The sequence below is a fragment of the Agrobacterium sp. ICMP 6402 genome (assembly GCF_009498615.1).
GTDB classification, from domain to species: Bacteria; Pseudomonadota; Alphaproteobacteria; order Rhizobiales; family Rhizobiaceae; genus Agrobacterium; species Agrobacterium burrii.
The window spans coordinates 190,579-214,602 of record NZ_QSNV01000008.1 but is presented as its reverse complement, the minus strand read 5'-3'; the positions used below and the strand labels follow the sequence as shown (position 1 = coordinate 214,602).

Here is a 24,024-nt window from a genome sequence, read left to right as displayed (position 1 = left end):
AGTCCAATCAAGAAAGAATAAGATCAGCTGCCTTGCCAGCGGCAGCAAGAACGGCGGCATTGGTATTGCCGCTGACGATTGCCGGCATTAGCGAGGCGTCGACGACCCGAAGGCAGCGCGTGCCGCGCACCCTGAGCCTGGCGTCCAGAACCGCTTCCGGGTCGCCGTCATGGCCCATTTTGCACGTGCCGACAGGATGATAGCCCGTCTTTACTGTGCGCCTGCAATGGGCTGCGATTGCCTCATCACTCGTAACCTCGGCACCGGGGAAGATTTCCCTGTCGATCAGGTCGCGCATGGGTGAGGCCGCAAGCACCCGACGCGCAAAACGAAAGCCGGCCATGGTCAGCTTCAGGTCATCGGGATGAGCGAATATCTGCGTATCGACGATTGGATCTGCTGAGGGATCGCTGGAGGAAAGCGTCACCGAACCTCGGGCTTTCGGGCGAAGCAGCAACGAATTGATCGTCACGCCGTCACCTGGTTCCGTTCCCATGACATCGCGATCCAGATAGACGGTAGGCACACAGAACATCTGGATCGTAGGTCGGTCATTATTGCCGTTCGGATCGTAGAAAGCGCATGTCTCGACACCCGTGGTGGAAGCAGGGCCGGATTTGAACATCAGGTATTGCAAACCGGCCTTGATCATCGGCCAGCCACGATCCTGCCCGTAATAGCCGAACGCGCCTTTTGTCGTGGCGACGACCGGGCATTCATAATGATCCTGCAAGTTCTTGCCCACGCCGGGAAGCGCGATTTTCGTTGCGATGCCGTGTTGCTGGAGATGATCTTCCGGGCCGATACCGGACAGCATCAGGAGCTTTGGCGTCTGGTAGGCCCCCGCCGCGAGGATGACCTCGACGCCGGCATCGGCTGTTTTTCTTGCGCCGTTTTCGACATAGTCGACGCCAATGGCACGGTTCCCATCCATGCGGATCGACGTGACAGTGGCGCCGGTCTCGATGGTTAGCTTCGGATTGTTCATGACCGGCGCCAGAAACGCATCGACTGCGCTGGAACGCTTGCGCGTCATCCAGTCTATGGTGTGCTGCATGAAGCCGACACCGAACTGTTCGGCGCCGTTGAAGTCGGGATTATAGGGAATGCCCATGCCCTGAAGCGTTTTGACGTAGGTGCGCGTCATGGGACTTGTGTGACCAAGATGCGAAATCTTCAGCGGTCCGCCGACGCCGTGATATTCGCCTGCCAGATGGTCATTGTCTTCCTGCGCCTTGAAATAGGGCAAAAGGTCACTGTAGGACCATGCACCGTCATTGTCAGAACCGGGCGTCGTGACGAGTTCATTCCAGAGATCAAAATCCGCCGCCTGTCCGCGCATATAGACCATGGCGTTGACGGTGCTTCCGCCGCCCAGCACCTTGCCCTGCGGCACGATGGGTCCGCGACCATCGAGCTGCGGTTGCGGCTTCGTGCTGTGCATGGCGAGATAGGTATCCTTCGCCAGGAACTTCATGTAACCCGCCGGAAAGTGCATGATGGGGCTGGCTTTGGCCGGCCCGCGCTCCAGCAACAGCACCCGCGCCCCGGACAAGACAAGACGCGCGGCGACGACACATGCCGAGCTGCCACCGCCGACGATGATATAGTCGAACCGCTTATCGGCCATTTTTAATCTCCAGATGCATGTGCATATTCATAGATCCCGCGGCTCAAGCCTGAAGCTGCCCGCCAGTTTTTCGCCAGGCGCCAGCACTTTAAGGTCTCCCAGGCCAGGAAGATAATGCCCGTTCGCCAGATGCGACATCGGTTCGAAACAGAAATAATCGCGCTCAAAAGAAGGATCGAAGGTAGTGTCGGATACGAACACAAAGGCGTGCCTGAAAATCGGATCGGCAGTGAGCAGCAATTGCGTATGGCGCTCCGGCCAGACAATGGTCGCTTCGCCCGCCCATCCCTCATAACCATTATTGACCCAGCGTTCCGGCAGGGGAGCAGGCTTCTTGAAATCCAGATCGGCTGGTATGGCTGTTCTTTCGCCCGGCAACCAACCCTCGACTTCCGTCCAGAAGTGCGAGGCGGCAGCACGCAGCGTCGTCTTCGGCGTCAGGGGGAAATAGGGATGCCAGCCAAGCCCGAAGGGCATCGGGCGCTCCCCCATGTTTTCCACGGCAAGGGTCAGCACGAGGCAATCATCTTCAAGCGTGAACGTCTGCACCGCCCGATAGTGATAGGGCGTGGATGACCCATGGCAGGTAAAGCTCATTTCGACGGATGTCGGCGTTCTTTTACCCACGGACCACTCGGCCTGCCAGCCCTCGCCATGCAGGTAATGCGGATCCCATGCCGTGTTGGCAGCGAGCGTATAGGCCCTGCCATCGAACTCGAAGCTGTTGTCTTTTACACGGTTCCCGAAAGGCACCAGTGGATAGCAGGATGAACCAAGGGCATCCGCATCGTCCGACTTTGCCGGACGCAGCAACGGCACGCGGCCAACGTCGATATCCTTCCAGAAGCCGAGGATGATACCGCCCTGCGTCGAGATGCGCAGCGATAACGGTCCCGATTTCAGATCAATCATGGCCATGCCGCGTCATCCCCTGTTGCGCGACAGGCTGCGCTTGATCGCCTGAATATTGGCAAGCACGGCGATGACGATGATGAGACCGCGAACTACCTGCTGGAAGAACGGATTGATGCCGAGAAGAACAAGACCATTGCCGATAAGCGTGATGACCAGAACGCCAAGCAGCGTACCCAGCATCGAGCCGCGGCCGCCGGAAAGCGCGGTCCCACCCACAACCACTGCCGCGATCACGTCAAATTCAAGACCGTTCGCCGCCGTTGCATTGCCCGAACCAAGACGCGAAACAAGAAGAATGCCTGATATGGCCGCCATCGCTCCGCCGATGGCAAAGAGCGCCACACGAATGCGTGCGACGTTGATGCCGCTGAGGAAGGCTGCATGTGCATTTCCGCCAACAGCGAAAACCGACCGACCAAAGGCGGTTTTTCTGCTGACGAAAGCAAAAATCGCAAACAGCACCAGCATGATGATGGCGGCTGGTGGAATGCCGAATACCGAGCGGTCGAGCGCATCCAGCATGTCGTTGCGGCCGATGGAAACCGGCAGCGCATCAGTTACGAAAAGCGCGATGCCGCGCAACGCGCTCCACATGCCGAGCGTGGCGACGAAAGACGGCACATCGAAATAGGCTCGCAGAATGCCGGAAATGGCGCCGAGCAGCGCCCCGAACGCTATCGCCAGCACGAAGGCCGCAGGTGTGGGAACACCCCATTGCAGAAGAAATGCAAGCTCGACCGAGATGAAAGCCACCATCGGCCCGACACTGACATCGATTTCACCGGCAATAATGATGAGCGTCACCGCCCAGGCGGCAATGCCGATCGTCGCCGCATCACGCAGGATGTTGACCTGGTTATTGAACGACATGAAGCCGGGCGCAGTCGATGAAAAAACGACGTAAAGAACGGCAATGGCAAAGAACAGGCTAAGCTCGTTCATATGCTTCGAGAGGGCAAAGCCCCGGCTTGCAGTCTTCTGTGAAACAGCCTTTTTGGCAGTTTGATCGAGTGACATGGTCTGTCTCCCTCAATGTCCGGTAATGCAGGCAGCCATCAAGGTGTCCTGATCTATGTTGGGTGATTTGAACTCTTCGCGCAGCGCACCATCACGAAGAACGAGTGCGCGGTCGCAGACGAGCGGCAGTTCCTCGATTTCGCTGGAAACGAAAATGACGCTGCGACCTTCCGCGGCGAGCTGCCGGATAATGGCGTAGATCTGCGCTTTCGCCTCGATATCCACGCCGCGCGTTGGTTCGTCGAGAAGAAGAATGCGGCTTCCGGCATAGACCCAGCGGCCGATGACGACCTTTTGCTGATTTCCGCCCGAAAGTGTTCCAATTGGTGTGTCGGTGCTGGCCGTCTTGATGTGAAGACGCTCAATGATGTCGCGTGTCGCCTGCGCCATGCGGCTGGCCGAGAGGATACCGTTACGACTGACGCCCGAGAAGTTGGTGGAAAGCGTGTTTTCGTCAACGCCAAGCAGCGGCACGATCCCCTCTTCCTTGCGGCTCTCCGGCGTATAGCCGAAACCCATACCGACCATCTGCTTGTAACCGGCCGACTTGACCGAGCGTCCATCCACCAGGACATCGCCGCCGTCGAAATCACGCACGCCCATGATGGCTTGCAGCAGCTCCGTGCGGCCCGCGCCGAGCAGACCGGCAATACCGAGCACCTCTCCCCTGTGGAGGGCGAAGGAAATCGACGAAAGCTTCGGGGCCAGCGCCAGATCCCGCACCTCCAGAACCACATCGGAAGACGCATGGTTTTCAAGCGCCGCGGCCTGGGAGGCTTCGGAACCGAGCATCAGCCTGACGATCTCGCGCGTATCGGCGCCTTTTACGTCGACCGTATCGATAATCCGGCCATCACGCATGATCGTCGCGGAATGAGCGATCTGGCGAATTTCGTTCATGCGATGGCTGACATAGATGACCGCGATTCCTTTCGCAGCCACATTTTTGACGGCAGCCATGACCTTTTCAGCCTCCGCTGCGGCCAGGGAACTGGTTGGCTCGTCGAGAATAATAAGCCTGGGTTGGCCCACCATGGCGCGGGCGATTTCAAGCAATTGCCGCTCCGCAGGGCTCAAGCCCGCCACGATACGATCCGCCGGAAGATCAAGGCCAAGGCTTGCCATGGCTTCTGCGGCCTCGGCTTCCATGGCTGCATATTGAATGACACCGCCCTTACGCGGCCAGCGTCCGAGAAACAGGTTCTCGGCAAGCGTCATGCCGGGCACCAGGCTAAGTTCCTGATAAACGACGCGCACGCCTTTTTTGAAGGATTCCTGCGCCCGCGCAGAGCCGGACGAGGAAAGTTCGGAGCCGCCGATCGATACGCTTCCGGTATCCGGCGTCTCGGCACCGGTCAGCATGCGGATCAGGGTCGATTTACCGGCGCCGTTCTTGCCGAGCAAAGCTCTCACCTCCCCGGGCGCCACCTCGAATGTGGCATCGTCAAGAGCAAGTACACCGGGGTAACGCCGCGTACATCCCTTGATCGAGGCGACGGCCGAAATATCCGGCAGACTGTTCTGGAAAACAGATGTCATGGGTCTTTCCATTGCTGTTGAAGCCGCCGATTGCCCGGCGGCTCTATCTGGCGGACCGCTCACGGAGCCGCAGCGACGAAAGGTTGATCAGGGGATGCCGTCAGCATGCGCCTTCAGCCAGCCCTTGCCATCTTCGGACGACTTGTAGAGATCGATATCGTAAGCGACCTTGATGCCTTCTGGCGGCTGGCCGTCGATGGACTTGATCGCCTGAGCAAGCGCCAGCCTGCCGAGACCCTGGCCGGAAATATCGACAACAGCCTTGATGACCGAGAAGTCAGCCAGTTCCTGGGCAATTTCGGTGGTCATGTCGCCGCCAAAGACGACCACTTTGCCGGTCTTGCCCTGGCTTTTAACCGCACGGGCCGCGCCCAACGTTGCCCCACCCGCCTCGCCGAAGAAGGCGTCGATATCCGGGTTGGAGGAAAGCATCGTGCTGGCGACCGAAACTGCCTTGTCGAGGATAGCGCCTTCCTGGTTGGCAACGATCTTCGCACCCGGCACCTTGGCCTGTAACGCCTCTTCGAAGCCTTTTCTGCGTGTAACGCAGACTTCGACGAATTCGCAGTTCAGAACCGCGATCTTCGGTGCTTCATTCTTCTGGGCGATGAAATAGTCCGCAGCCGCATCACCGAGCTTGCGGCCGAAATCGAATGGATCGCCGACCGCATAGGCCGAGATATATTCCTTCATTTCGGCGTCGTTGAGGCATGTGTTGTAGCAGACCACCGGAATGCCCGCGTCATGCGCACGGCGGATTGCCCGGTAAGAGCCATCGGCGGAAACAGGCGATATGATGATGGCCTGAACGCCGGCGGAGATCAAGGAATCGATGAAGGAGGATTCCTTGCTGACATCTCCCTGTGCATTTGTCTCGACAACATCAAGCTTGCGGCCGGCTTCCGCCGCTCCGCTCTGGATGCCCTTGCGTACACCCGCATAAAAACCCTGCGCATCCATATAGATTGCGCCAACTTTCAGATCTTCCTGCGCGGCAACGGTCGTTGCGCCCGCACATGCTGCCGCAGCCAGAAGTGCCACGTGTCTAATGAGCTTCATCTGCTCTCTCCCTGATAAAAACCCGACTGCCGGTGTCTCTCTCCACCATTCGGCACAACGAAACCTTAATTTAAGTCGGACAAATGTCAACTTAAATACGATTTATTTTTCGATTTGATCGTTTTGCCAGGATCATTCATATTATCGATTGAGTCCCTTCGTAATTTTCGGTTGCGGGTCGAGGCGAGCAGGCTTTTCACGCATGTCGGGAAAAGAAACAGAAGGATAGCAGCACCGTGAAAAGCGGCCGCATGACCCAAGTGCTGACGGAACACGGCACGCCGATTGCCCAGCACGGCAAACGCAGCGTGCGGGAAATGCTGCTCCACTGTCTTGTCGAGTTGATCGTCTCAGGCGCTTTTCCAGAGAACTCGACGCTTCCGAACGAAGCCGAACTGACAGAAAGGTTCAGCGTCAGCCGCACCAGCCTGCGGGAGGCAATGCAATATCTTTCAGCGCTCGGCATGGTGCGGTCGCGAACGCGGGCAGGCACAACCGTTTTGCCGCGTGAGAACTGGAACTATCTCGATCCGATCGTGCTGGATGTCATGCTGTCGGTGGGCGCTGACGACGCCTTTTATGCCTCGCTCATCGATGCCCGCCAGCTACTCGAACCGGCGGCGGCAGCGCAGGCGGCGGCAAATGCCAATGCCCGGCAATTGTACCATATTTCCAGAGCGTTCGAGAACATGGTGGAGGCCAATGCCCGCGACACCGAAGACTGGAGCCGGGCCGATCTGGATTTCCATACAGCGATCATCAATGCCAGCGGCAACTGGGTCTACCGGCAGTTCGCCACCGCCATTCGCGCTGCCCTGCTTGCAAGCTTCCGCCTGACCAATCGTGCCAGCCAGTCCCATGAACAAGCCATTTCGACGCATCAGGACGTGCTTGAAGCGATACGGATGCGGCGTCCGGATGCGGCTCGCCAGGCGATGGAGCGGCTTATTGGTGTTGCACGAAGCGAGATGACGGATGCCTTGTCACGTGCCCGCAAGGCATCTGACTCCGTTGAAAAGTAATCTGACGGGCAAAAACTGCGTATCGCCGACTGTTATCCAAGCGATACGCATCTGCGACATCACCAGTTGGTCACGGACCCGTCGCGACGTTTGAGGTGAGGTGCTTCCCAGAATTCGAAGCTTTGCCGTGCGATCAGCTTCTCGTTCACCTCGATGCCAAGACCGGGTGCATCAGAAACCGGGTAATAAGGCCCATCAAGTTTTGGCTGAACCGGGAAGAACTCCGAATTGTCGAAACCGAGATGGGTTTCAGCCGGGCTGGCACGTGTTTCAAGCCATGAGAAATTGGCAACCGCTGCCGAAAAATGGATCGTCGCCGCGGTGCAGATCGGCCCGAGCGGATTGTGCGGCATCATGTCCACATAATGCGTTTCGCTCCATGCGGCGACCTTCATGCTCTCCGTCAAGCCGCCGACATTGCAGACATCGAGACGGTTGAACTGGTGGATGTCCCGCTCGATATAGGGCTGGAACTGCCACTTGGATGAGAACTCCTCACCGATGGCGAACGGTACGTCGGTGAGACGCCGCAGGGCCTCGTAGGCGCCGGGGGATTCATCACGAATAGGCTCTTCCAAGAAGTCGAGTGTGCCCTTCGGCATCTTCTGGCAGAAGCTCGCCGCTTCCGCCACCGTCAGGCGGTGGTGATAATCGATGCCGAGCACCACATCGTCGCCCAGCACTTCGCGCGCCTTGACGCACCATTTCGCTGTTGTCGCGATATGCTCACGCGGCTCGTAAATCTCCTTGTTCTCGTGACCGTCGGGAGACAGGCGCATGGCGGTCCAGCCATGTTCGACGAGCATCTGCGCCTGTTCGATCATCGCTTCACCGGGGGCTGCGAACGTCGTGGCGAATGTCGGAATACGGTCGCGCTGCTTGCCGCCGAGCAGATCGTAGACCGGGACGCCAAGAGCTTTTCCCTTGATGTCGTAGAGGGCTATATCGATGGCGGAGATTGCCGCCTGCAGCACACGCCCACCCTCGAAATACTGGCTACGATACATTTCCTGCCAGAGCGCGCCGATCTTGAAGGGATCGCGACCGCACAGGAACTCGGCATAGTGCTCGAGCACGCCGACAACCGCCTTTTCTCGCCCCGAAAGACCGCTTTCGCCCCAGCCGAAAATGCCTTCATCGGTCTCGATCTTCACCAGAAGCTGGTTGCGAATGCCGACCTTGACCGCGTAGCTCTTGATTGCTGTAATCTTCATATCGTCTCTCCCCTTACCAATGCCAGAGCGTGCCGTCTTCCAGACGGTTCACGGGCAGATAGGCGCGCTGATACGGATATTTCTCTGCGAGTTTCTCATCGATATAGACGCCATGGCCGATGGCGTCACCGGGATGCAGATAGCCGTCCTTCAGGCTCCATGCGCTTGGAAACACCTCGAGGATTTCCGGCAGATAACCGGAATATTCCTGGATACCGAAATTCGGCACCCACAGGTCGAGATGGAGATTGGCGCCAAGGCAGATGGGCGACATGTCCATTGCGCCGTGGCAGGCGGTGCGGACATTATAGATACCGGCAAAATCCATCACACGGCGAAGTGCCGTCACACCGCCCGCATGGACCGAGGTCATGCGGATATAATCGATCAACTGCTCTTCGATCAGCAGGCGGGCATCCCAGATCGTGTTGAACACTTCGCCAACCGCAAGCGGCGTCGTCGTGTGCTTGCGGATCAGGCGAAAGCCTTCCTGATGTTCGGCGGCAACCGCATCCTCAAGCCAGAACAGACGGGCAAATTCCAGATCCTTGCCCAGCCGCGCCGCCTCGATAGGCGTCAAACGGTGATGCGTGTCGTGCAGCAGTTCGATGTCATCGCCATAGGCGTCACGAACCGCTTCAAAAAGCTTCGGAATATGCCGCATATATTTCGATGTGGACCACACTTCCTCATGCGGAACGGCATCATCGACGGCATTGTTGGTGACGGCTTTTGCCCCGGTTCCGTAAACGCCGGGCAGACCGGGAATGCCGACCTGCACCCGAACGGCCTTGTAGCCTTGATCGATCCGTTTGCCGACGGCTTCCACCGCTTCGCTGATATCCGTGCCCTGCGCATGGGTGTAGCAAAGCACCTTCTCACGGCTCGCACCGCCGAAGAGCTGATAAAGCGGCATATTTGCGGCTTTGGCCTTGATATCCCAAAGCGCGGTATCGATACCGGCAATGGCGGCCATCGTCACCGGACCGCGACGCCAATAGGCGCCCTTGTAGAAATATTGCCAGATATCCTCGATCCGCGAGGGATCACGACCGATCAGCAGAGGCGCCAGATGATCCTGAAGATATGCGACAACCGCCTTTTCACGGCCGTTGAGCGTCGCGTCACCCACGCCGGTCAGCCCTTCGTCGGTGAATATCTTCACCGTCACGAAATTGCGGCCGGGTGAGCAAACGATGATTTTAACGTCGGTAATTTTCATGACTTATCCAATGGTGGAAACGGTGCGGGTGGGATCGTAGCGGAAGCGCTGGGACAGGCGTCTCTCACGCGGATCGGGATGGGGAATGGCCGACAGCAGCGAGCGCGTGTAGTCATGCTGCGGATCGTTGACGACCTGATCCGTGTCGCCCATCTCCACGACCTTGCCGCGATACATGACCGCAACGCGGTCGCACATGTAGCGAATGACGGACATGTCGTGGGAGATGAAGACGTAGGACAGGCCGAGCTGGTCCTGAAGGCTCATCATCAGGTCGAGCATCTGCGAGCGCAGCGAAACGTCGAGTGCAGACGTGGCTTCATCCGCGACAATCAGGCGGGGCTTGACCGCGATTGCCCTTGCAATGCCGATGCGCTGACGCTGGCCACCGGAAAAAGCATACGGATAGCGTTCGCGCCATGCGGGTTCCAAGCCAACCTGCTGCATCAGCTCGGCAACGCGGTCCTCGACCTCGGCGCCTTTCATGCCGACAAGTTTCAAAGGCTCTGCGATGATCTGGCCGACTGTTTTGCGCGGGCTGAGCGAACCGACGGGATCCTGAAAGATCATCCGAACCTCTCGGCGAACGTCCTTCAACGTCGTTTTGCCGGCAGTGCGAAGATCGACGGTGCTGCCATCGGGGCGGCGATAGCCGATCGTCCCGGCCTGCGGATCGTAAATACGCAACAGGCAACGGCCCATCGTCGTTTTGCCGGACCCGGATTCGCCGACGATGCCAAGGGTTTCTCCCGGACGAACCGACAGGGACACGTCGTCGACAGCCTTCAGACCCGAAGCAAAGGTCAGCGACAGGTTTTTGACATCGAGAAGAAACGGCGTTTCAGCCGGTATCGCGGGACGGCTCAGCCGCACCTCCGCCTTTTTCTCCAGCTTGACGACGGAGCCGATCAGTCCACGCGTATAGTCATCCTGCGGCGCGTGGAAAATCTGCTCGACCGAGCCTTTCTCCATCACCTTGCCGCGATACATGACGAGGACGTCGTCGGCAATTTCCGCCACCACGCCCATGTCGTGGGTGATGAACAGAACCGCCATGCCATGGCTTTTCTGGAGTTTCTTGATGAGATCGAGAATTTCCGCCTGCGTCGTCACATCGAGCGCCGTCGTCGGTTCGTCGGCGATCAGAACGGATGGATTGCAGGCAAGCGCCATGGCGATCATCACGCGCTGGCGCATTCCGCCGGAGAATTCGAACGTGTAGCGATCGATCGCCGTTTCGGGCCTCGGTATTTCCACTTGTTTGAGCAACTCGATGACGCGGGCGCGTTGCTCCTTCTTTGAAGTTCCGAAATGGATGCGAAGGGCCTCGCCGATCTGTGTGCCGATGCGGTGGACCGGAGACAGCGAACTCATCGGCTCCTGAAAGATCATGGCGATCTCCTTGCCACGCACCGAGCGGATTTCCTTGCCGCGCGGATTGAGCGCTGCAAGATCGGTCACACTGCCATCCATCCGTTTCAGCAGGATATGGCCGTCTTCGATGCGACCGGGCCTGTCGACGATCTGAAGGATCGAGCGCGCCGTCACCGATTTTCCCGAGCCGGACTCACCGACGACACAAAGCGTCTGGCCGCGTTTCAGCTCGAAGGAGACGCCATCCACCGCCTTGAAGATGCCGGTGCGGGTTGGAAAATAGGTCTTGAGATTATCGACCTTGAGGATCGTGTCGTCACTGCTGGTCATGATACGGACTCGTATGGGTCTGCGGCATCGCGAAGGCCATCGCCGAGGAAGTTGAGGGAAAGCACCGAGATCACGATCGCGGCGGCGGGCGTGAACAGCAGCCAGGGCGCCTGCGCCACCGCGCGGATGTTCTGCGCTTCCTGAAGCAGAACACCCCAGGAGATGATCGGCGGCTGAAGGCCGATACCGAGGAAGGACAGCGCGGTTTCAGCCAGGATCATCGACGGAATGGCAAGCGTCAGCGTCGCGATGATATGGCTCATGAAAGACGGCACGAGATGGCTGAAGATGATGCGGAATTCGCTCATCCCGTCCAGCCGTGCGGCGATGACGAAGTCCTCGTTCCTCAATGACAGGAACTTGCCGCGCACCTCGCGTGCCAGACTGGTCCAGCCGATCAATGAGACGATCAGGGTAATGATGAAATAAGTGCGAAGCGGTGGCCACCCGATCGGGATTGCGGCGGCAAGCCCCATCCATAGCGGGATCGTCGGAATGGATCGCAGCAACTCGATGGCACGCTGGATGACGAGATCGAGCCATCCGCCGAAGAAGCCGGATATACCGCCGATGGTAACGCCGAGAATGAGGCTCATGAACACGCCGACGAGGCCGATGGACAGCGATATCTGGGCGCCATGCACGACGCGGCTGAAGATATCGCGCCCCAGACGGTCTGCACCGAAAATATAGAGACTGTCGCCGGGCCTGGGGTCGGTCAGACCGAACAGCTTGGTTTCCATCGGAATGAAGCCGAGCAGATTATAGGGTTGCTGCGCCTTGACGAAGAAGCCGACAGTGAGCGGCTTGGCCGGATCGGGCGTGAATTCCCGACGCATGGACTCCGTGTTCAGCGTCATCTTCAACTGGTTGACATGCGGCTTGAAAGAGCCGTCATGCATCAGCGATACCCATTGCGGCGGCGCATAGGTGAAGCGGGCATTGGTGGCGTTGGGATCAACCGGGGCGATAAAATTCGCAAAAGCCGCCACGAGATACATGACGATGATCACGACCAGGCTCACAAGGGCGATCTTATGCTTCTTGAACTTGAGCCAGAAGAGACGCCATTGTCCGGCAACGGCAATATCCTTGTTGTGAAGGTCGAGCGATGGGCCGGTATCCGGCGGGAGGTGAGTGATGTCTGTCATTGCAGCCGAATCCGCGGGTCAGTGATGGCAAGCAGGATGTCCGAAATCAAAGTGCCGATGATCGTCAGCACCGAGATCAGCAGGATGAGCGAGCCAGCGAGATACATGTCCTGGGCAAGCAGCGCGCGCAGCAGCAGCGGCCCGGTGGTGGGCAGGCTCATGACGACGGAGACGATGATTTCGCCTGAGATCACCGCCGGCAAAATCCAGCCCAGCGTGGAAATCAGCGGGTTGAGCGCCAGCCGCACCGGATAGCGCATCAACAATTCGAATTCCGACATGCCTTTGGCGCGAGCCGTCGTGACATAGGGTTTCGAAAGCTCATCCAGCAGATTGGCGCGCATGATGCGCACGAGGGCGGCAAGCGAACCGAGCCCGATGACGATGACCGGCAGCCAGACATGCTGTGAAAAATCGATCAGTCTTGCGAAACTCCAGGGAGCATCGACAAATGCGGGTGAAAACAGCCCGCCGACGCTTTGCCCGAACCATGCGGACATGACGTACATGGCAGAAAGCGCCATCAGGAAGTCCGGCACGGCCAGAAAGAAGAAGGCGAGAAAAGTCGCGGAATAATCGGAAATCGAATATTGCCGGACAGCCGACAGAATGCCGATGGGAATGGCGATTGCCCACACGAAGCACAGCGTCAGAAACGAGAGCAGAAGCGAGAAGCCGAGACGGCTCCAGATGAGTTCCGTCACCGGACGTCCCAGCTCGAAAGAAATGCCGAAATCGCCTTGCGTGAGGATGCCCCATATCCACTTGTAATATTGGAAATACATGGGCTGATCGAGACCATAACGCTCGCGCATGGCCTCTACCGTTCCCGCTTCCACGGCACCGCCCTGACTGGCCCAATCCGCCATCAGCGTCGTGAGATAGTCACCGGGCGGCAGCTGGATGATGATGAAGGCGATGATGGATACGGCAAACAGTGTCGGTATCGCAAACACCAGCCGCTTGAGAATAAAACGAAACATGGATCTCGCCGTTCGATGTGACATAGATCGAAGGGACCGGCAGCGGCATTTACGCCACTGCCGGCGGGAGGAGCTTTATTGAGCAGGCTTGTCGAAATACCACTGCGTCAGCGTCGGCGCAGGGTGCCAGAGATTGCCGGTGATCGGGATGCCGTTCACCACATTCTTCAGGTTCTTCGATGTCATCATGTATTTCGGCTTGGGCCGGGAAATACCGATATTGAGGAAGTTATCGGCTGAAAGCTCAAGGAACGCCTTCATCTTGTCGCGACGATCATCGTCCGTCACGGCCGCGTTGACCTTGTCGTAAGAAGCCATCAACGCCTTGATCTCGGCCGGAGGCTCCTCGCCGGTGGCGTGATTGGCGTACCATTCGCTCCACTTCATGGCGAAGAAGATATCCGCCTTCTGGAACGGCATGTAGCAGCGCGGGTCGGTATAGACCTCGGAAAGGCCGCCGACGCAGTTCCAGATATAGGCATCCTGCTCGTTTGCCGACCACATGGTGTTCAATCGCGCCCGGTCCGTGGTCCTGAGCTGGATATCGATGCCGACATCCCTGGCGTATTGCTGAACCATCTGCATGACATCGGGGTAGGACAGACCGAAGACATCCGCCACCATGAAGTTGATCGTCAGCCGCTTGCCGGTTTCATCCAGCCGGAAACCTTCCGCATCCTTCTTCGGCAATATCTTGTCGAGCATTTCAGCCGAGAGCTTTGGATCGAACTGCGTGTACTGCGTCGCCTCGCGTTCGTTGTAGAGTTCGTGTTCGGGCTGCACCGCCACCTGCGCGGGCGTACCCTGCCCCACATAGACAAGATCGATGATTTCCTGCCGGTTGATGGCCTGGCTCAACGCAATACGGAAATCCTTGTTCTGGAAAATCTTGCGTTTGACCGGATCGGTGGAATTCAGGTTGAGCAGAATGGTGGCGTCGTTTGCCGGAAGATCCTTCACATCCACGAACTTGTAATTGCCGGTTTCCTGACCATCAAACAGAACCGACTTGAATGTGGCGTTGTTGATGTGGCGGAACGCGAAATCGAACTCGCCGGACGTCATCTTCAGCGCCATCAACTGCGGATCGTCGAGCTTGGCCCAAGTGATCGTGTCGATATAGGGAAGCTGATTGCCGGCCGTATCGACCTTCCAGTAATATGGGTTGCGTGTGGCAACCACGCGGTCCTGATCCGCGTAAGGCACCGTCAGCACCCATGGGTTCATCGTCGGCAGCTCGAGGTTCTGCCAATAGGCGGGCTGGAAGGTCAGCGAAACCTTGGAGTTGAACAGCGCCACCCAGTCGCCGGCGGCCGGGTTGGATTTCAGAATGGCTGGAATGCCATCCTTATTGTACTTCTCATGAAACTGGCTGAGATAGTGCTTGGGATAAATGACCGGCAGATGCCCCTGACCATAGGCAAGCTGTTGCAGAAACAGGCCATAGGGCGACTCGAACTTGAACTCGACGGTCAGGTCATCGATCTTCGTGACCTTCACCGGCTTTCCGCCCACCGTGAAGGTCGGGTTCTTTGCCGGAGACAGCGCCGGGTTCATGAAGACGTCTTCATACCAGAACATGATGTCATCGGCCGTGAAAGGCTTGCCATCGCTCCACTTCAGGCCCTTGCGTAGCTTGAACGTGTAGGTCGTCGCATCGTCCGATGCTTTGAACTCTTCCGCAAGGGAAGGCATGATCTTCTTCCACTGCGGATCCCAGCGAACCAGCAACTCGTTGGCAATGGTGCGCGTCAGATTGTACTGGTCGCCGTTGGCGAGAATGGTCGTGCGCAGCGTGCCGCCATATTTGCCGACACCATCCACCATGGTTTCGACGAACGGCGTCTCTGGCAGACGATCAGTGACGGCCGGCAGTTTGCCGCCCTTCACCTGCTCATCAAGCACAGGCGCCTGCCTGTAATCGGCAGCCCATAAAGGAGCCGTTCCGCAAAGAAGGGCAGTAGCAAGCAGCGTGCCGGACAGGCCAAAGCGACGCGGTGTGAACCGGTAATTCATTTCTTCTCCTCCGATTACCGGCTCCACCACCGGCATTCTCCCTCAGACGGCGCCTCCTCCGTCTTGTGCACAAAAACTTTCAGATCGTACATTATTTGTCAATATGAATGTATGAAAATACGTTTTCCTGTTGGCAATCGCGGGGAAAATGTTTTAAAAGCAACCTCATGAACACGATCACCACCCTTTCTGCACCAACGCCGGAGTTGGACTCCATGACGGACGAGGCCGAAGTTTCGGTCTATGAGCGCCTGCGCGACGACATCATTCACGGCCGCCTGAAGGCAAATGAGCGGTTGAAGGTCACGGACCTCGCAAACCGGATGGGCACTTCGACCAACCCGGTCCGCGAAGCCCTCCAGCAATTGCGCGGCGAAGGTTTCGTCGTCATGGCGCCCAATCGCGGCGCGCGCGTGCGCCCGATAGACGAGGACTTCGTGCGCGACATCTGTGAGATCGAGGTTTTGATCGAGCCCGCTTTGACGCGCTGGTTTGTGGGCATTGCCACCAAAGCAGACATTGAAGCGCTAGAAGACTTGCAGCAACAGATCGAGGACCTGAATTTCGCGGACGAGGCAAAGCATTCCGACCTCGATCTGCAATTTCATCAACTCATGTACGACCGACACTACAACCGGCATGCCGTCGACCTTTGGGTGCGTCACCGACAGATTCTGGGCGCGATCAGCCGGCGGTTTTCCACCTCGGTAAAACGTCAGCGTGATGTGGTCAAAGAGCATCAGGAACTGTTGCGCTGCCTGAAGATGCATGATTCCGACGCCGCCTCGGCTGCCATAGCCACCCACGTCTCAGGCTCGGGCGCGCACATCATCGAGCATATGCGCGTTTCGCGCCATGCCAGATCCGACACGCGGTGAACACGAAACGGCCGGTCCCGGGCGACGCGCGAGATATGACCCACAGCCAGACGGGGAACAGACCTCGCTCCCTCGGCAGACGCCAGGCATCCAGCCTTCATATCTCAGATAGCGGCCACGCATATGCGTATCCGAACGTTGTGCGACGCACAAATTTCGGAGGAATAGGCATGAAATTCGGATTTTTAGATACATATCATCCGAAAAAATTCGTCTAAAACTCTCTCAACTCAAGGAGAGACACCATGACGGACACGACATCAGAATTTGATGGGGCAACAATTGGCCTGGAGACCGCCGAGCAACCCGCATGGACCGCAGCCACCTGGTTTGCGGTTCTTTCGATGGCGGCCACCAGCTTTGCGCTGGTATCGGCCGAGTTCCTGCCAGCGGGATTGTTGACGCCCATGGCGCGCGATCTCGGCATCACCGAGGGTACCGCCGGGCAGGTCGTCACGGCGACAGCTTCCGTAGGCGCCGTGACGGCTTTGCTGAGCAATGTTCTCATCGGCAAACTGAACCGCAAGACCGTGCTTGTGGGTCTCAGCGCGCTGGCGATCGGTTCCAACATTCTCGCATCAGTTGCTGCGGATTTCTGGCTATTGTTGGTGGGCCGGGCCGGACTGGGTATCGCGCTCAGCGGCTTCTGGGCTCTTTCGGTTGCCGTTGTCGCGCGGCTCGTTGGCGCAAATTCGACCGGGCGCGGCATGGCCATCGTCACCCTCGGCGTTTCGCTCGCCACCATCGCTGCCCCTTCAATGGGCGCTTTGATCAGCGACTGGGTTGGATGGCGAATCGCCATGTCGATGACGGCGGGGCTCGCCATAATTGCCATGCTGCTGCAGATACTCAGCCTGCCGTCGCTGCCGGCAAGCACGAGCAACAGTCTTTCCGATGTTCTGCGGTTGACGCGGCGGCGCAGCGTTCAACTGGGGATGCTTGCAATCCTGTTGCTGATGACGGGGCATTTTGCCGGTTCGGTCTATGTGCGTCCCTTCCTCGAACAGGTGACGCTGCTTGAGACCACGCCGATTGCCCTCGCCCTGCTCGGCTTTGGTGTCGCTTCCGTGATCGGCAATGTGCTGGGGGGCCGGATGGCTGACACCAGTATCCGCCTCGCACTCATCGTCACTGCCGCCCTGATGGCGTTTGCGACGATCGCCCTTGTCGTCTGGGGTGCTCATACAGGTGCCGCATTTGCTCTCGTCGCTCTTTGGGGTCTTGCCTTCGGCATGGCGCCTGTGGTGCTGCCGACCAACCTTTCCCGCGGCGCACCCGATGCCCTGGAGGCAGCAGGCAGCCTGATGGTCGTTTCCTTTCAGGTGGCCATCAGTATCGGTGCGGTTTTTGGCGGCTACATCGTTGATTCCTATGGCGCTACCGCTCCGTTGACCCTGACTGCGATTTTGGCCGGTTTCACGGTTGCTCTCGCTTTGCTGCAGCGTCCGGATTGATCTCTGCCTTTCTACGTCACGCCACTGGCAAGGCGTCTGATCATCCACAATTCTGCTGGCGTTGTTACGACCCCAGCACGCATGTTTCTCGCGCTTCGGGTAGCCGACCTGCCTCAATGAGGCAGGTCGGCAACATCGCCTTTACGGAAGGTGGGCCTGCCAGAACCGATGCAGCTTTGCGACGTTGCCGCTAGTCATAAGCGGCATTGCGGCTTTGAGCTTTTCTGCCGGCCACTCCCACCATCTCATCTCAAGCAGCAGGGCGATGTCATCGTCGTCAAACCGCTTGCGAATGGTTTTGGCGGGGTTGCCGCCGACGATGGCGTAAGGTTCGACATCCTTCGTCACCAGCGCCCTCGTTCCGATGACGGCGCCATCGCCGATCTTGATGCCGGGCATGATGATCGCTTCCGAGCCTATCCAGACATCGTTACCGATGAGGGTGTCGCCCGCCGGCAAATAACCATTCTCCGCGTTTTCGAATTCCGGCACTTCCGGCATGAAGAAGAACGGGAAGGTGCTTATCCACTTGTTCCGATGGCCCTGATTGCCCGCCATGATGAAGGCGGCACCCGAACCAATGGAGCAGAAGCTTCCGATAACCAGCTTGTCCGCGCCTTCATCCGCCAGCAGATAACGGGCACAATCTTCAAAACTGTGGCCGTGGTAATAACCGGAATAATAGCTGTATTTACCGACGATGAGGTTGGGGTTCTTTACCTGCCTGTCGAGCGTGATGCCCCGGAACGGGCTTTCGAAATAATTTTCCATTGAGGTAATCTCACTGCATGTGTTCGCATTCGCTTGCCTTCAGGCAAGCCGACGCCGAGCGCGAAGCCGGCCGGCTCCTCGCCCGATGCTCCTCGCGCTGCGGCGGGAGCTAGATGCAGGTGATACTCGATGCTTTTATCATCAGGCCTGATTATCGCAAAAATCCTCGAAGGCCAAGCCGGTGCCAGGCGACTGAAGATTTGTGCTGGGGGGATTTTCGGCGTCGACCCTTGCCGGGGCTGGGTTTCTTTCGGACTTTCGCCCGGCAATGCCCGGGATGGGAATTCTTTCAACCGGGCTTCCAGATCGCCCCCTCAATCAGGCTTCGATTGGAAAGGCAAAGCCGGCTTTAACCCGATCCATCACAACCATGGTCTTGAAGCCTTTAATGTCATGGTTTTCATAAAAGAACCGGCGGGTGAAAGCCTCGTAATCCTCCATGTCCTTTGCCGTGATGACCAGAATGAAGTCGGCGTCGCCGGTCACATAATAGCCGATCATGACTTCACGCGTGGCGCGGATGGCGGCCTTGAAGCGATCGACAATGTCCGCCCGCTCGCGCTCCAGCGATACCAGAACGATCATGGTGATGCCGCGCCCAACGGCTTTGGGTGAGATGATTGCCACATCCGCTTCAATCACCCCCTCCTCGCGCAGGCGCTTCAGCCGTCTTTGGCACGCCGTGGGCGACAGGTTGACGATCTGCGCCAGTTCTTCCGACGTCAGGCGGTTGTTCTTCTGCACGGCGTCAAGCAACGCCCTGTCGGCTCGATCTATGGTGGTCATGCAGAATTCCTGCGTCAATTTGAAAAACTAAGCATCATTCCTGCGTAACGACAGGAACAAACGCCGCCGATCGATGATGCCGCGCCGATAAGCTCCTTGCAAATAAAAAGGGAGCCTCCTCATGAAAGATATCGCCAGCGCGGCGCTTAAAAGTCTGCATCGGCCCGATCTGGTCGAGCATCGTGCCTTTCTTGATGGGGCATGGGTGGCGCGTGACGAGAAACTGAGCGTTATCGATCCGGCCACCGGCGACCACCTCGCCAGCGTGACATCCTGTTCGCTCGACGATGTCGATGTTGCAATCGATGCCGCCGGTAGAGCCTTTCTCGACTGGCGGGAACGGCTGCCCGTCGAGCGTGGCGACATCCTGCGCGCCTGGGGCAGACTGATGCGTGAAAACGCGGATGATCTCGCCACCATCATAACCGCCGAACAGGGCAAACCGCTTTCCGAATCCCTTGGCGAGATTTCCTATGCCGCCAATTTTCTCGACTGGTTCGCGAGCGAAGGCGAACGATCCTATGGTGAAACCATCCCGAGCCATTTGAAGGGCGGCAGCCTGTCCGTGCAGATGCAGCCAATCGGCGTTACCGTCGCAATCACCCCATGGAACTTCCCTTCCGCCATGATAACCCGCAAGGCAGGTGCCGCTCTTGCCGCCGGGTGCACCATGATCGTCAAACCGGCGCCGGAAACGCCGCTCTCGGCTCTGGCTCTGGCAAAGCTTGCAGAAGAAGCGGGAATACCATCAGGCGTTTTACAGGTGCTGCCCGGCGAAGCCGCCCCGCTGGCGCGCCGCCTTCTGGACCACACGGATGTTCGCGCATTTTCCTTCACCGGCTCGACGCAGGTCGGACGGATCCTCCTCGAACAATCGGCTGCAACGATCAAAAAAGCGTCGCTTGAGCTTGGTGGCCATGCGCCCTTTATCGTGTTCGGGGACACCAACCTGTCCCAGGCGGTCAAAGGCTGCCTCGGCGCCAAATTCGCGACCTCTGGACAGGACTGCCTTGCGGCAAACCGCATCTACGTCCAGCGCGCAGTTTATGAACGGTTCATCGACCAGTTTGCCAAAGCGACTTCCGAACTTGTCGTCGGCCACGGGCTTGAACCCGCTATCGATATCGGCCCGATGACGCGCCCCTCCGTCGCCGAGAAATGCCGTCAGCAGATCGCCCAGGCTCTTTCAGCCGGCGCACGTCTGGTCTGCGGCGGGCAGGATAGCCCTCTGGGCGGCAATTTTGTTACGCCGACGGTTCTTGCAGACGTTACCGACGACATGCTGATCGCCCGCGAGGAAACCTTCGGGCCGGTCGCCGCCATATTGCCGTTCGACGATGAGCAGGAGGTGATCCGCCGCGCCAACGCGACGGAAATGGGGCTTGCAGCCTATCTCTACACCAACGACCTCGGTCGCGCGATGCGTCTCACCAACCAGCTGGAATACGGCATGGTGGCCGTCAACACGCCGAAATTCACCGGCGCGCCCGTTCCATTCGGCGGCTGGAAGCAATCCGGGCTTGGCCGCGAGGGGTCGCGCCATGGTCTCCTGGAATATCTCGAACCCAAATATGTCTGCTTCGGCAATCTTGCTGCCTGAAAGGAATTTCTGTCATGACCATCGACATCAAACATATCGCCGAAATGGATCGCAACGCGGTTCTGCACCCCTTTACGCAGCTGAAGGATTTCGCCAGCGGCAAGCTCGGCGAACCGACGATCGTTGAAACCGGCAAGGGCATTCGCATTCAGGACGCGCATGGCAAACAATTGATCGATGGTTTTGCCGGGCTTTATTGCGTCAATGTCGGATATGGCCGCACCGAAGTGGCCGAAGCCATTTCCCGCCAGGCCTATCGCCTTGCCTATTATCATTCCTACGCCGCCCACACGACCGACGAACTGGCGATCCTTTCAGACCGGCTGGTGAAAATGGCGCCTGGCAGGATGAGCAAGGTCTTTTATGGCATGTCCGGTTCGGATGCCAACGAAACTCAGGCAAAGCTCGTCTGGTATTACAACAACCTGCGCGGCAAGCCGGAAAAGAAGAAGATCATCTCGCGTGAGCGGGGATATCACGGCTGCAGCGTCGTCTCCGGCTCCATGACCGGCATGAGCTTTTATCACGATCACATGGACCTGCCGCGTGCGGGCATCCTGCACACCGGCGCTCCCCATCATTATTGGGGTGCGGAAGCAGGTGAAACCGAACTCGAATTTTCAAAGCGGCGCGCCGACGAGCTCGAAGCGCTTATCCTTCGGGAAAATCCCGACACCATTGGCGCCTTCATTGCCGAACCGGTGCTCGGCACCGGCGGCATCACACCGCCGCCGGAAGGTTACTGGGCGGCGATACAGACTGTCCTCAGGAAATACGACATCCTGCTGATCGCCGATGAAGTGATAACCGGTTTCGGGCGGACCGGCTCCATGTTCGGATCGCAGCATTACGGCATCGAACCGGATCTGATTACGGTCGCCAAGGGCCTGACCTCCGCCTATTTCCCGCTCTCCGGGGCAATCGTCGGCGAGAAGGTCTACAAGGTTATGGAGGAAGGTGCTGATCGCGTCGGTGCCTTCTCGCACGGCTATACCTATTCAGGCCACCCTATTGGTGCGGCAGCGGCAAATGCCGTGCTCGACATCGTGGAAAAGGAAGACCTGCCGGGCAATGCGCGCGCCGTCGGCAGCTACTTCCAGGAACAGCTCAAGGCGAAGTTTGCCCAGCTGCCAATCGTCGGTGAAGTGCGCGGTGTGGGCCTGATGGGCGCAATCGAATTTGTCGCCGACCGGGACAGGAAAACCCGCTTTGCCCCCGGCCTTGCGGTCGGTGCGCGCGTTTCCAAGGCGGCGCGCAACGGCGGTCTCATTGCGCGTGCCATGCCGCATGGCGATATTCTGGGTTTTGCGCCGCCACTTGTCACGACGAAGGCAGAGGTGGACGAGATCATCGCCATCGCCGAAGCTGCGGTTCGCAGCGTCATGGATGAGCTGGTACAGGCGGGCGAAAAAATCTGAGAATCCACACCATTCCGGCTTCCGCCATTAATGCCTGTTTGAGCGGCAACGGCGTGGCGATTGCGCATATTCGCAGTGCAATCGTCACCGGTGATGCATAAGGCTTCATCTTTTTGAAGAACCGTGCATAATGTCATGAAATTACCGTCGCCAAAAACGAGACAATTTCATGCGTCGTCAAGCCAATCCGCTCAGCCTCGATCCGGTTCCCGCAACAAAACCGGTGGCATGGCGGCCTAGCCTGACCAAGCAGAAGGGCGAGACCAAACATTCGGCACTGACGGAACGGATTATAGCCGATATCGATGCCGGTGTCTTGAAGCCGATGGACCGGATGCCGACCCATCGTGACCTGGCGCGTGATCTTGGCCTTTCCGTCCAGACCGTCAGCCTTTCCTACAAGGAGGCTGAACGGCTGGGTTATCTGAGCGGCGAAATCGGCCGCGGCACCTTCGTCAAGGCGCGGGTAACGGACCGGGCGGGCCGCATGATGCTGGATCACAGCCCGACCGAGGTGCTCGATCTTTCCATCATCCGCGGCGTCTATCTCGAGGAGCACGAAACTGCCTCGCGTGCGATCCTGCGCGAGTTGGCGGATAGTGATAATTCAAGTTTCATGCGCCCCTGTCGTCCGGTCGCGGGACTGGACAGCCATCGCGAGACGGCACGCAGCTGGCTCGGCATGATGGGCGTCACGGCCGGTGCCGAGCGTATTCTTGTCACCAATGGCGCGGCGCACGGCATTTTCCTCGCGCTCAGCTGCATCGTCCGTTCGAGCGACGTTGTTCTCTGCGAAAATCTCACCGACCACGGCATTATCGGCCTTTCCAACATCCTGGGGTTCAGTCTCAAGGGACTGCCCACCGATGGCGAGGGCATTCTGCCCGATGCGCTGGAGGCCGCCTGCGCGGCTGGTGGGGTGCGGGCGCTCGTTCTCATCCCCACCCTCAACAATCCCACCGGTCACGTCGCGGGCGCGGAACGCAGGCGCGAAATCGCCGCGATTGCGCAACGATACGGCGTCTTCGTCATTGAGGACGAAGTGTATCGCCCGATGATCGAGGATGGGTTGCCGTCTATCACCGAGATGCTGCCGGATCTGGGCTTTTTCGTTACCAGCTTTACCAAGACGGTCCTAACGGGGCTACGCGTCGGTTATCTCGTCGTACCACCCGCCTATTCCATCCGCGCCGCCTCCATCCTGCGGGTGTCGAGCTGGAGCGGTACATATCTGACCGCCGAAATCGCCACACGCTGGGTTGAAAACGGCACCGCGCGCCGGCTGCTGGACGTCCAGCGTGCCGAAGCCCGTGCACGACAGACCATTGCAATGGAAATCCTCGGCGACCATATCGCCTCAAGCCATCCTCTCTCCTTCTGCGCCTGGCTCAAGGTTCCGCCACACTGGACGGAAGACGGCCTGGTCCGCTCCCTGACCAACCAGAACGTTGCGGTCACGCCATCGGAGCCCTTTGTTGCCGGGCCAGGCCATGGCGGCGGCATCCGCATATGTCTCGGTGGACGCCTCAACCATCAAAGCCTCGCCAAGGCGTTGACGACGGTACGCCAGGCCTTCGAGCAACTGCCGCCGGTTTATGACATCGGTTCCATCGGCTGAAACGCCCCTGCCCGAAAATCATTGAAT

Annotated in this window: 19 protein-coding genes; 6 read left to right on the top strand and 13 right to left on the bottom strand. The window is 58.5% G+C overall.

What is annotated here, in order from left to right:
* Nucleotides 1-7 precede the first annotated feature (7 nt).
* The 5 genes from DXT96_RS20120 to DXT96_RS20100 form a co-directional block, all read right to left on the bottom strand.
* A complete protein-coding gene (locus DXT96_RS20120) occupies nucleotides 8-1,630 on the bottom strand; it encodes a GMC family oxidoreductase (protein WP_153516137.1) in 1,623 nt (540 codons plus the stop codon).
* A 27-nt stretch (nucleotides 1,631-1,657) separates the two neighbouring features.
* Nucleotides 1,658-2,548: an aldose 1-epimerase gene (locus tag DXT96_RS20115; RefSeq protein WP_153516136.1), complete on the bottom strand. Its 891-nt coding sequence runs from the start codon at nucleotides 2,546-2,548 to the stop codon at nucleotides 1,658-1,660.
* Nucleotides 2,549-2,554: 6 nt separating this feature from the next.
* Complete coding sequence (locus tag DXT96_RS20110) at nucleotides 2,555-3,562, bottom strand: ABC transporter permease (RefSeq protein WP_153516135.1); 1,008 nt, start codon at nucleotides 3,560-3,562, stop codon at nucleotides 2,555-2,557.
* 12 nt (nucleotides 3,563-3,574) lie between these two features.
* A complete protein-coding gene (locus DXT96_RS20105; RefSeq protein WP_153516134.1) occupies nucleotides 3,575-5,101 on the bottom strand; it encodes a sugar ABC transporter ATP-binding protein in 1,527 nt (508 codons plus the stop codon).
* 87 nt (nucleotides 5,102-5,188) lie between these two features.
* A complete protein-coding gene (locus tag DXT96_RS20100) occupies nucleotides 5,189-6,160 on the bottom strand; it encodes a substrate-binding domain-containing protein (RefSeq protein WP_153516133.1) in 972 nt (323 codons plus the stop codon).
* A gap of 251 nt (nucleotides 6,161-6,411) precedes the next feature.
* Between DXT96_RS20100 and DXT96_RS20095 the strand changes: the two genes are divergently transcribed.
* Nucleotides 6,412-7,182: a FadR/GntR family transcriptional regulator gene (locus DXT96_RS20095; RefSeq protein WP_153516184.1), complete on the top strand. Its 771-nt coding sequence runs from the start codon at nucleotides 6,412-6,414 to the stop codon at nucleotides 7,180-7,182.
* A 59-nt stretch (nucleotides 7,183-7,241) separates the two neighbouring features.
* Here the strand turns inward: DXT96_RS20095 and DXT96_RS20090 are convergent, their stop codons facing one another.
* The 6 genes from DXT96_RS20090 to DXT96_RS20065 all read right to left on the bottom strand — a co-directional run bounded on the left by DXT96_RS20090 (nucleotide 7,242) and on the right by DXT96_RS20065 (nucleotide 15,472).
* Nucleotides 7,242-8,396 carry a mandelate racemase/muconate lactonizing enzyme family protein gene (locus DXT96_RS20090; protein WP_153516132.1) on the bottom strand — a complete coding sequence of 385 codons (1,155 nt, stop codon included), beginning with the start codon at nucleotides 8,394-8,396 and terminating at the stop codon, nucleotides 7,242-7,244.
* Nucleotides 8,397-8,409: 13 nt separating this feature from the next.
* Nucleotides 8,410-9,618 carry a D-mannonate dehydratase ManD gene (gene manD, locus DXT96_RS20085; protein WP_153516131.1) on the bottom strand — a complete coding sequence of 403 codons (1,209 nt, stop codon included), beginning with the start codon at nucleotides 9,616-9,618 and terminating at the stop codon, nucleotides 8,410-8,412.
* A 3-nt stretch (nucleotides 9,619-9,621) separates the two neighbouring features.
* Nucleotides 9,622-11,322 carry an ABC transporter ATP-binding protein gene (locus DXT96_RS20080; RefSeq protein WP_153516130.1) on the bottom strand — a complete coding sequence of 567 codons (1,701 nt, stop codon included), beginning with the start codon at nucleotides 11,320-11,322 and terminating at the stop codon, nucleotides 9,622-9,624.
* Entirely contained in the window at nucleotides 11,319-12,473 is a 1,155-nt protein-coding gene (locus DXT96_RS20075) for an ABC transporter permease (protein WP_153516129.1), read from the bottom strand. The genes DXT96_RS20080 and DXT96_RS20075 overlap by 4 nt, the downstream gene beginning before the upstream one ends.
* On the bottom strand, nucleotides 12,470-13,456 hold the full coding sequence (locus tag DXT96_RS20070) for an ABC transporter permease (RefSeq protein WP_153516128.1): 987 nt from the start codon (nucleotides 13,454-13,456) through the stop codon (nucleotides 12,470-12,472). Before DXT96_RS20070 ends, DXT96_RS20075 begins: the two co-directional genes overlap by 4 nt.
* Before the next feature lie 75 nt (nucleotides 13,457-13,531).
* Nucleotides 13,532-15,472, bottom strand: coding sequence for an ABC transporter substrate-binding protein (locus DXT96_RS20065; protein WP_153516127.1), 1,941 nt, complete (start codon nucleotides 15,470-15,472; stop codon nucleotides 13,532-13,534).
* 167 nt (nucleotides 15,473-15,639) lie between these two features.
* Between DXT96_RS20065 and DXT96_RS20060 the strand changes: the two genes are divergently transcribed.
* Together DXT96_RS20060 and DXT96_RS20055 are read left to right on the top strand one after the other, a co-directional pair.
* On the top strand, nucleotides 15,640-16,350 hold the full coding sequence (locus DXT96_RS20060) for a GntR family transcriptional regulator (protein ID WP_188356126.1): 711 nt from the start codon (nucleotides 15,640-15,642) through the stop codon (nucleotides 16,348-16,350).
* A gap of 245 nt (nucleotides 16,351-16,595) precedes the next feature.
* A complete protein-coding gene (locus DXT96_RS20055; protein WP_149901080.1) occupies nucleotides 16,596-17,804 on the top strand; it encodes an MFS transporter in 1,209 nt (402 codons plus the stop codon).
* 141 nt (nucleotides 17,805-17,945) lie between these two features.
* Here DXT96_RS20055 and catB read toward each other — a convergent pair whose 3' ends face one another.
* Nucleotides 17,946-18,575 carry a type B chloramphenicol O-acetyltransferase gene (gene catB / locus DXT96_RS20050; protein ID WP_153516126.1) on the bottom strand — a complete coding sequence of 210 codons (630 nt, stop codon included), beginning with the start codon at nucleotides 18,573-18,575 and terminating at the stop codon, nucleotides 17,946-17,948.
* 318 nt (nucleotides 18,576-18,893) lie between these two features.
* Nucleotides 18,894-19,361 (bottom strand): Lrp/AsnC family transcriptional regulator, encoded by a 468-nt coding sequence (locus DXT96_RS20045; protein WP_142842036.1) that lies wholly within the window; start codon nucleotides 19,359-19,361, stop codon nucleotides 18,894-18,896.
* Between the two features lie 121 nt (nucleotides 19,362-19,482).
* On the opposite strand from DXT96_RS20045, the gene DXT96_RS20040 reads away from it, so the two are divergent.
* From DXT96_RS20040 to DXT96_RS20030, 3 genes are all read left to right on the top strand, one after another.
* Complete coding sequence (locus DXT96_RS20040) at nucleotides 19,483-20,961, top strand: NAD-dependent succinate-semialdehyde dehydrogenase (RefSeq protein WP_153516125.1); 1,479 nt, start codon at nucleotides 19,483-19,485, stop codon at nucleotides 20,959-20,961.
* Between the two features lie 14 nt (nucleotides 20,962-20,975).
* Complete coding sequence (locus DXT96_RS20035) at nucleotides 20,976-22,379, top strand: aspartate aminotransferase family protein (protein WP_153516124.1); 1,404 nt, start codon at nucleotides 20,976-20,978, stop codon at nucleotides 22,377-22,379.
* A 169-nt stretch (nucleotides 22,380-22,548) separates the two neighbouring features.
* On the top strand, nucleotides 22,549-23,997 hold the full coding sequence (locus DXT96_RS20030; RefSeq protein WP_153516123.1) for a PLP-dependent aminotransferase family protein: 1,449 nt from the start codon (nucleotides 22,549-22,551) through the stop codon (nucleotides 23,995-23,997).
* Nucleotides 23,998-24,024 lie beyond the last annotated feature (27 nt).

Coding starts and splice junctions, on each gene's coding strand:
- DXT96_RS20100 (WP_153516133.1), bottom strand. CDS start 6,160: ATGAAGCTCATTAGACACGTGGCACTTCTGGCTGCGGCAGCATGTGCG.
- DXT96_RS20105 (WP_153516134.1), bottom strand. CDS start 5,101: ATGACATCTGTTTTCCAGAACAGTCTGCCGGATATTTCGGCCGTCGCC.
- DXT96_RS20055 (WP_149901080.1), top strand. CDS start 16,596: ATGACGGACACGACATCAGAATTTGATGGGGCAACAATTGGCCTGGAG.
- DXT96_RS20045 (WP_142842036.1), bottom strand. CDS start 19,361: ATGACCACCATAGATCGAGCCGACAGGGCGTTGCTTGACGCCGTGCAG.
- DXT96_RS20070 (WP_153516128.1), bottom strand. CDS start 13,456: ATGTTTCGTTTTATTCTCAAGCGGCTGGTGTTTGCGATACCGACACTG.
- DXT96_RS20075 (WP_153516129.1), bottom strand. CDS start 12,473: ATGACAGACATCACTCACCTCCCGCCGGATACCGGCCCATCGCTCGAC.
- DXT96_RS20040 (WP_153516125.1), top strand. CDS start 19,483: ATGAAAGATATCGCCAGCGCGGCGCTTAAAAGTCTGCATCGGCCCGAT.
- DXT96_RS20110 (WP_153516135.1), bottom strand. CDS start 3,562: ATGTCACTCGATCAAACTGCCAAAAAGGCTGTTTCACAGAAGACTGCA.
- DXT96_RS20080 (WP_153516130.1), bottom strand. CDS start 11,322: ATGACCAGCAGTGACGACACGATCCTCAAGGTCGATAATCTCAAGACC.
- DXT96_RS20090 (WP_153516132.1), bottom strand. CDS start 8,396: ATGAAGATTACAGCAATCAAGAGCTACGCGGTCAAGGTCGGCATTCGC.
- manD (WP_153516131.1), bottom strand. CDS start 9,618: ATGAAAATTACCGACGTTAAAATCATCGTTTGCTCACCCGGCCGCAAT.
- DXT96_RS20120 (WP_153516137.1), bottom strand. CDS start 1,630: ATGGCCGATAAGCGGTTCGACTATATCATCGTCGGCGGTGGCAGCTCG.
- DXT96_RS20095 (WP_153516184.1), top strand. CDS start 6,412: ATGACCCAAGTGCTGACGGAACACGGCACGCCGATTGCCCAGCACGGC.
- DXT96_RS20065 (WP_153516127.1), bottom strand. CDS start 15,472: ATGAATTACCGGTTCACACCGCGTCGCTTTGGCCTGTCCGGCACGCTG.
- DXT96_RS20060 (WP_188356126.1), top strand. CDS start 15,640: ATGAACACGATCACCACCCTTTCTGCACCAACGCCGGAGTTGGACTCC.
- DXT96_RS20035 (WP_153516124.1), top strand. CDS start 20,976: ATGACCATCGACATCAAACATATCGCCGAAATGGATCGCAACGCGGTT.
- DXT96_RS20030 (WP_153516123.1), top strand. CDS start 22,549: ATGCGTCGTCAAGCCAATCCGCTCAGCCTCGATCCGGTTCCCGCAACA.
- DXT96_RS20115 (WP_153516136.1), bottom strand. CDS start 2,548: ATGGCCATGATTGATCTGAAATCGGGACCGTTATCGCTGCGCATCTCG.
- catB (WP_153516126.1), bottom strand. CDS start 18,575: ATGGAAAATTATTTCGAAAGCCCGTTCCGGGGCATCACGCTCGACAGG.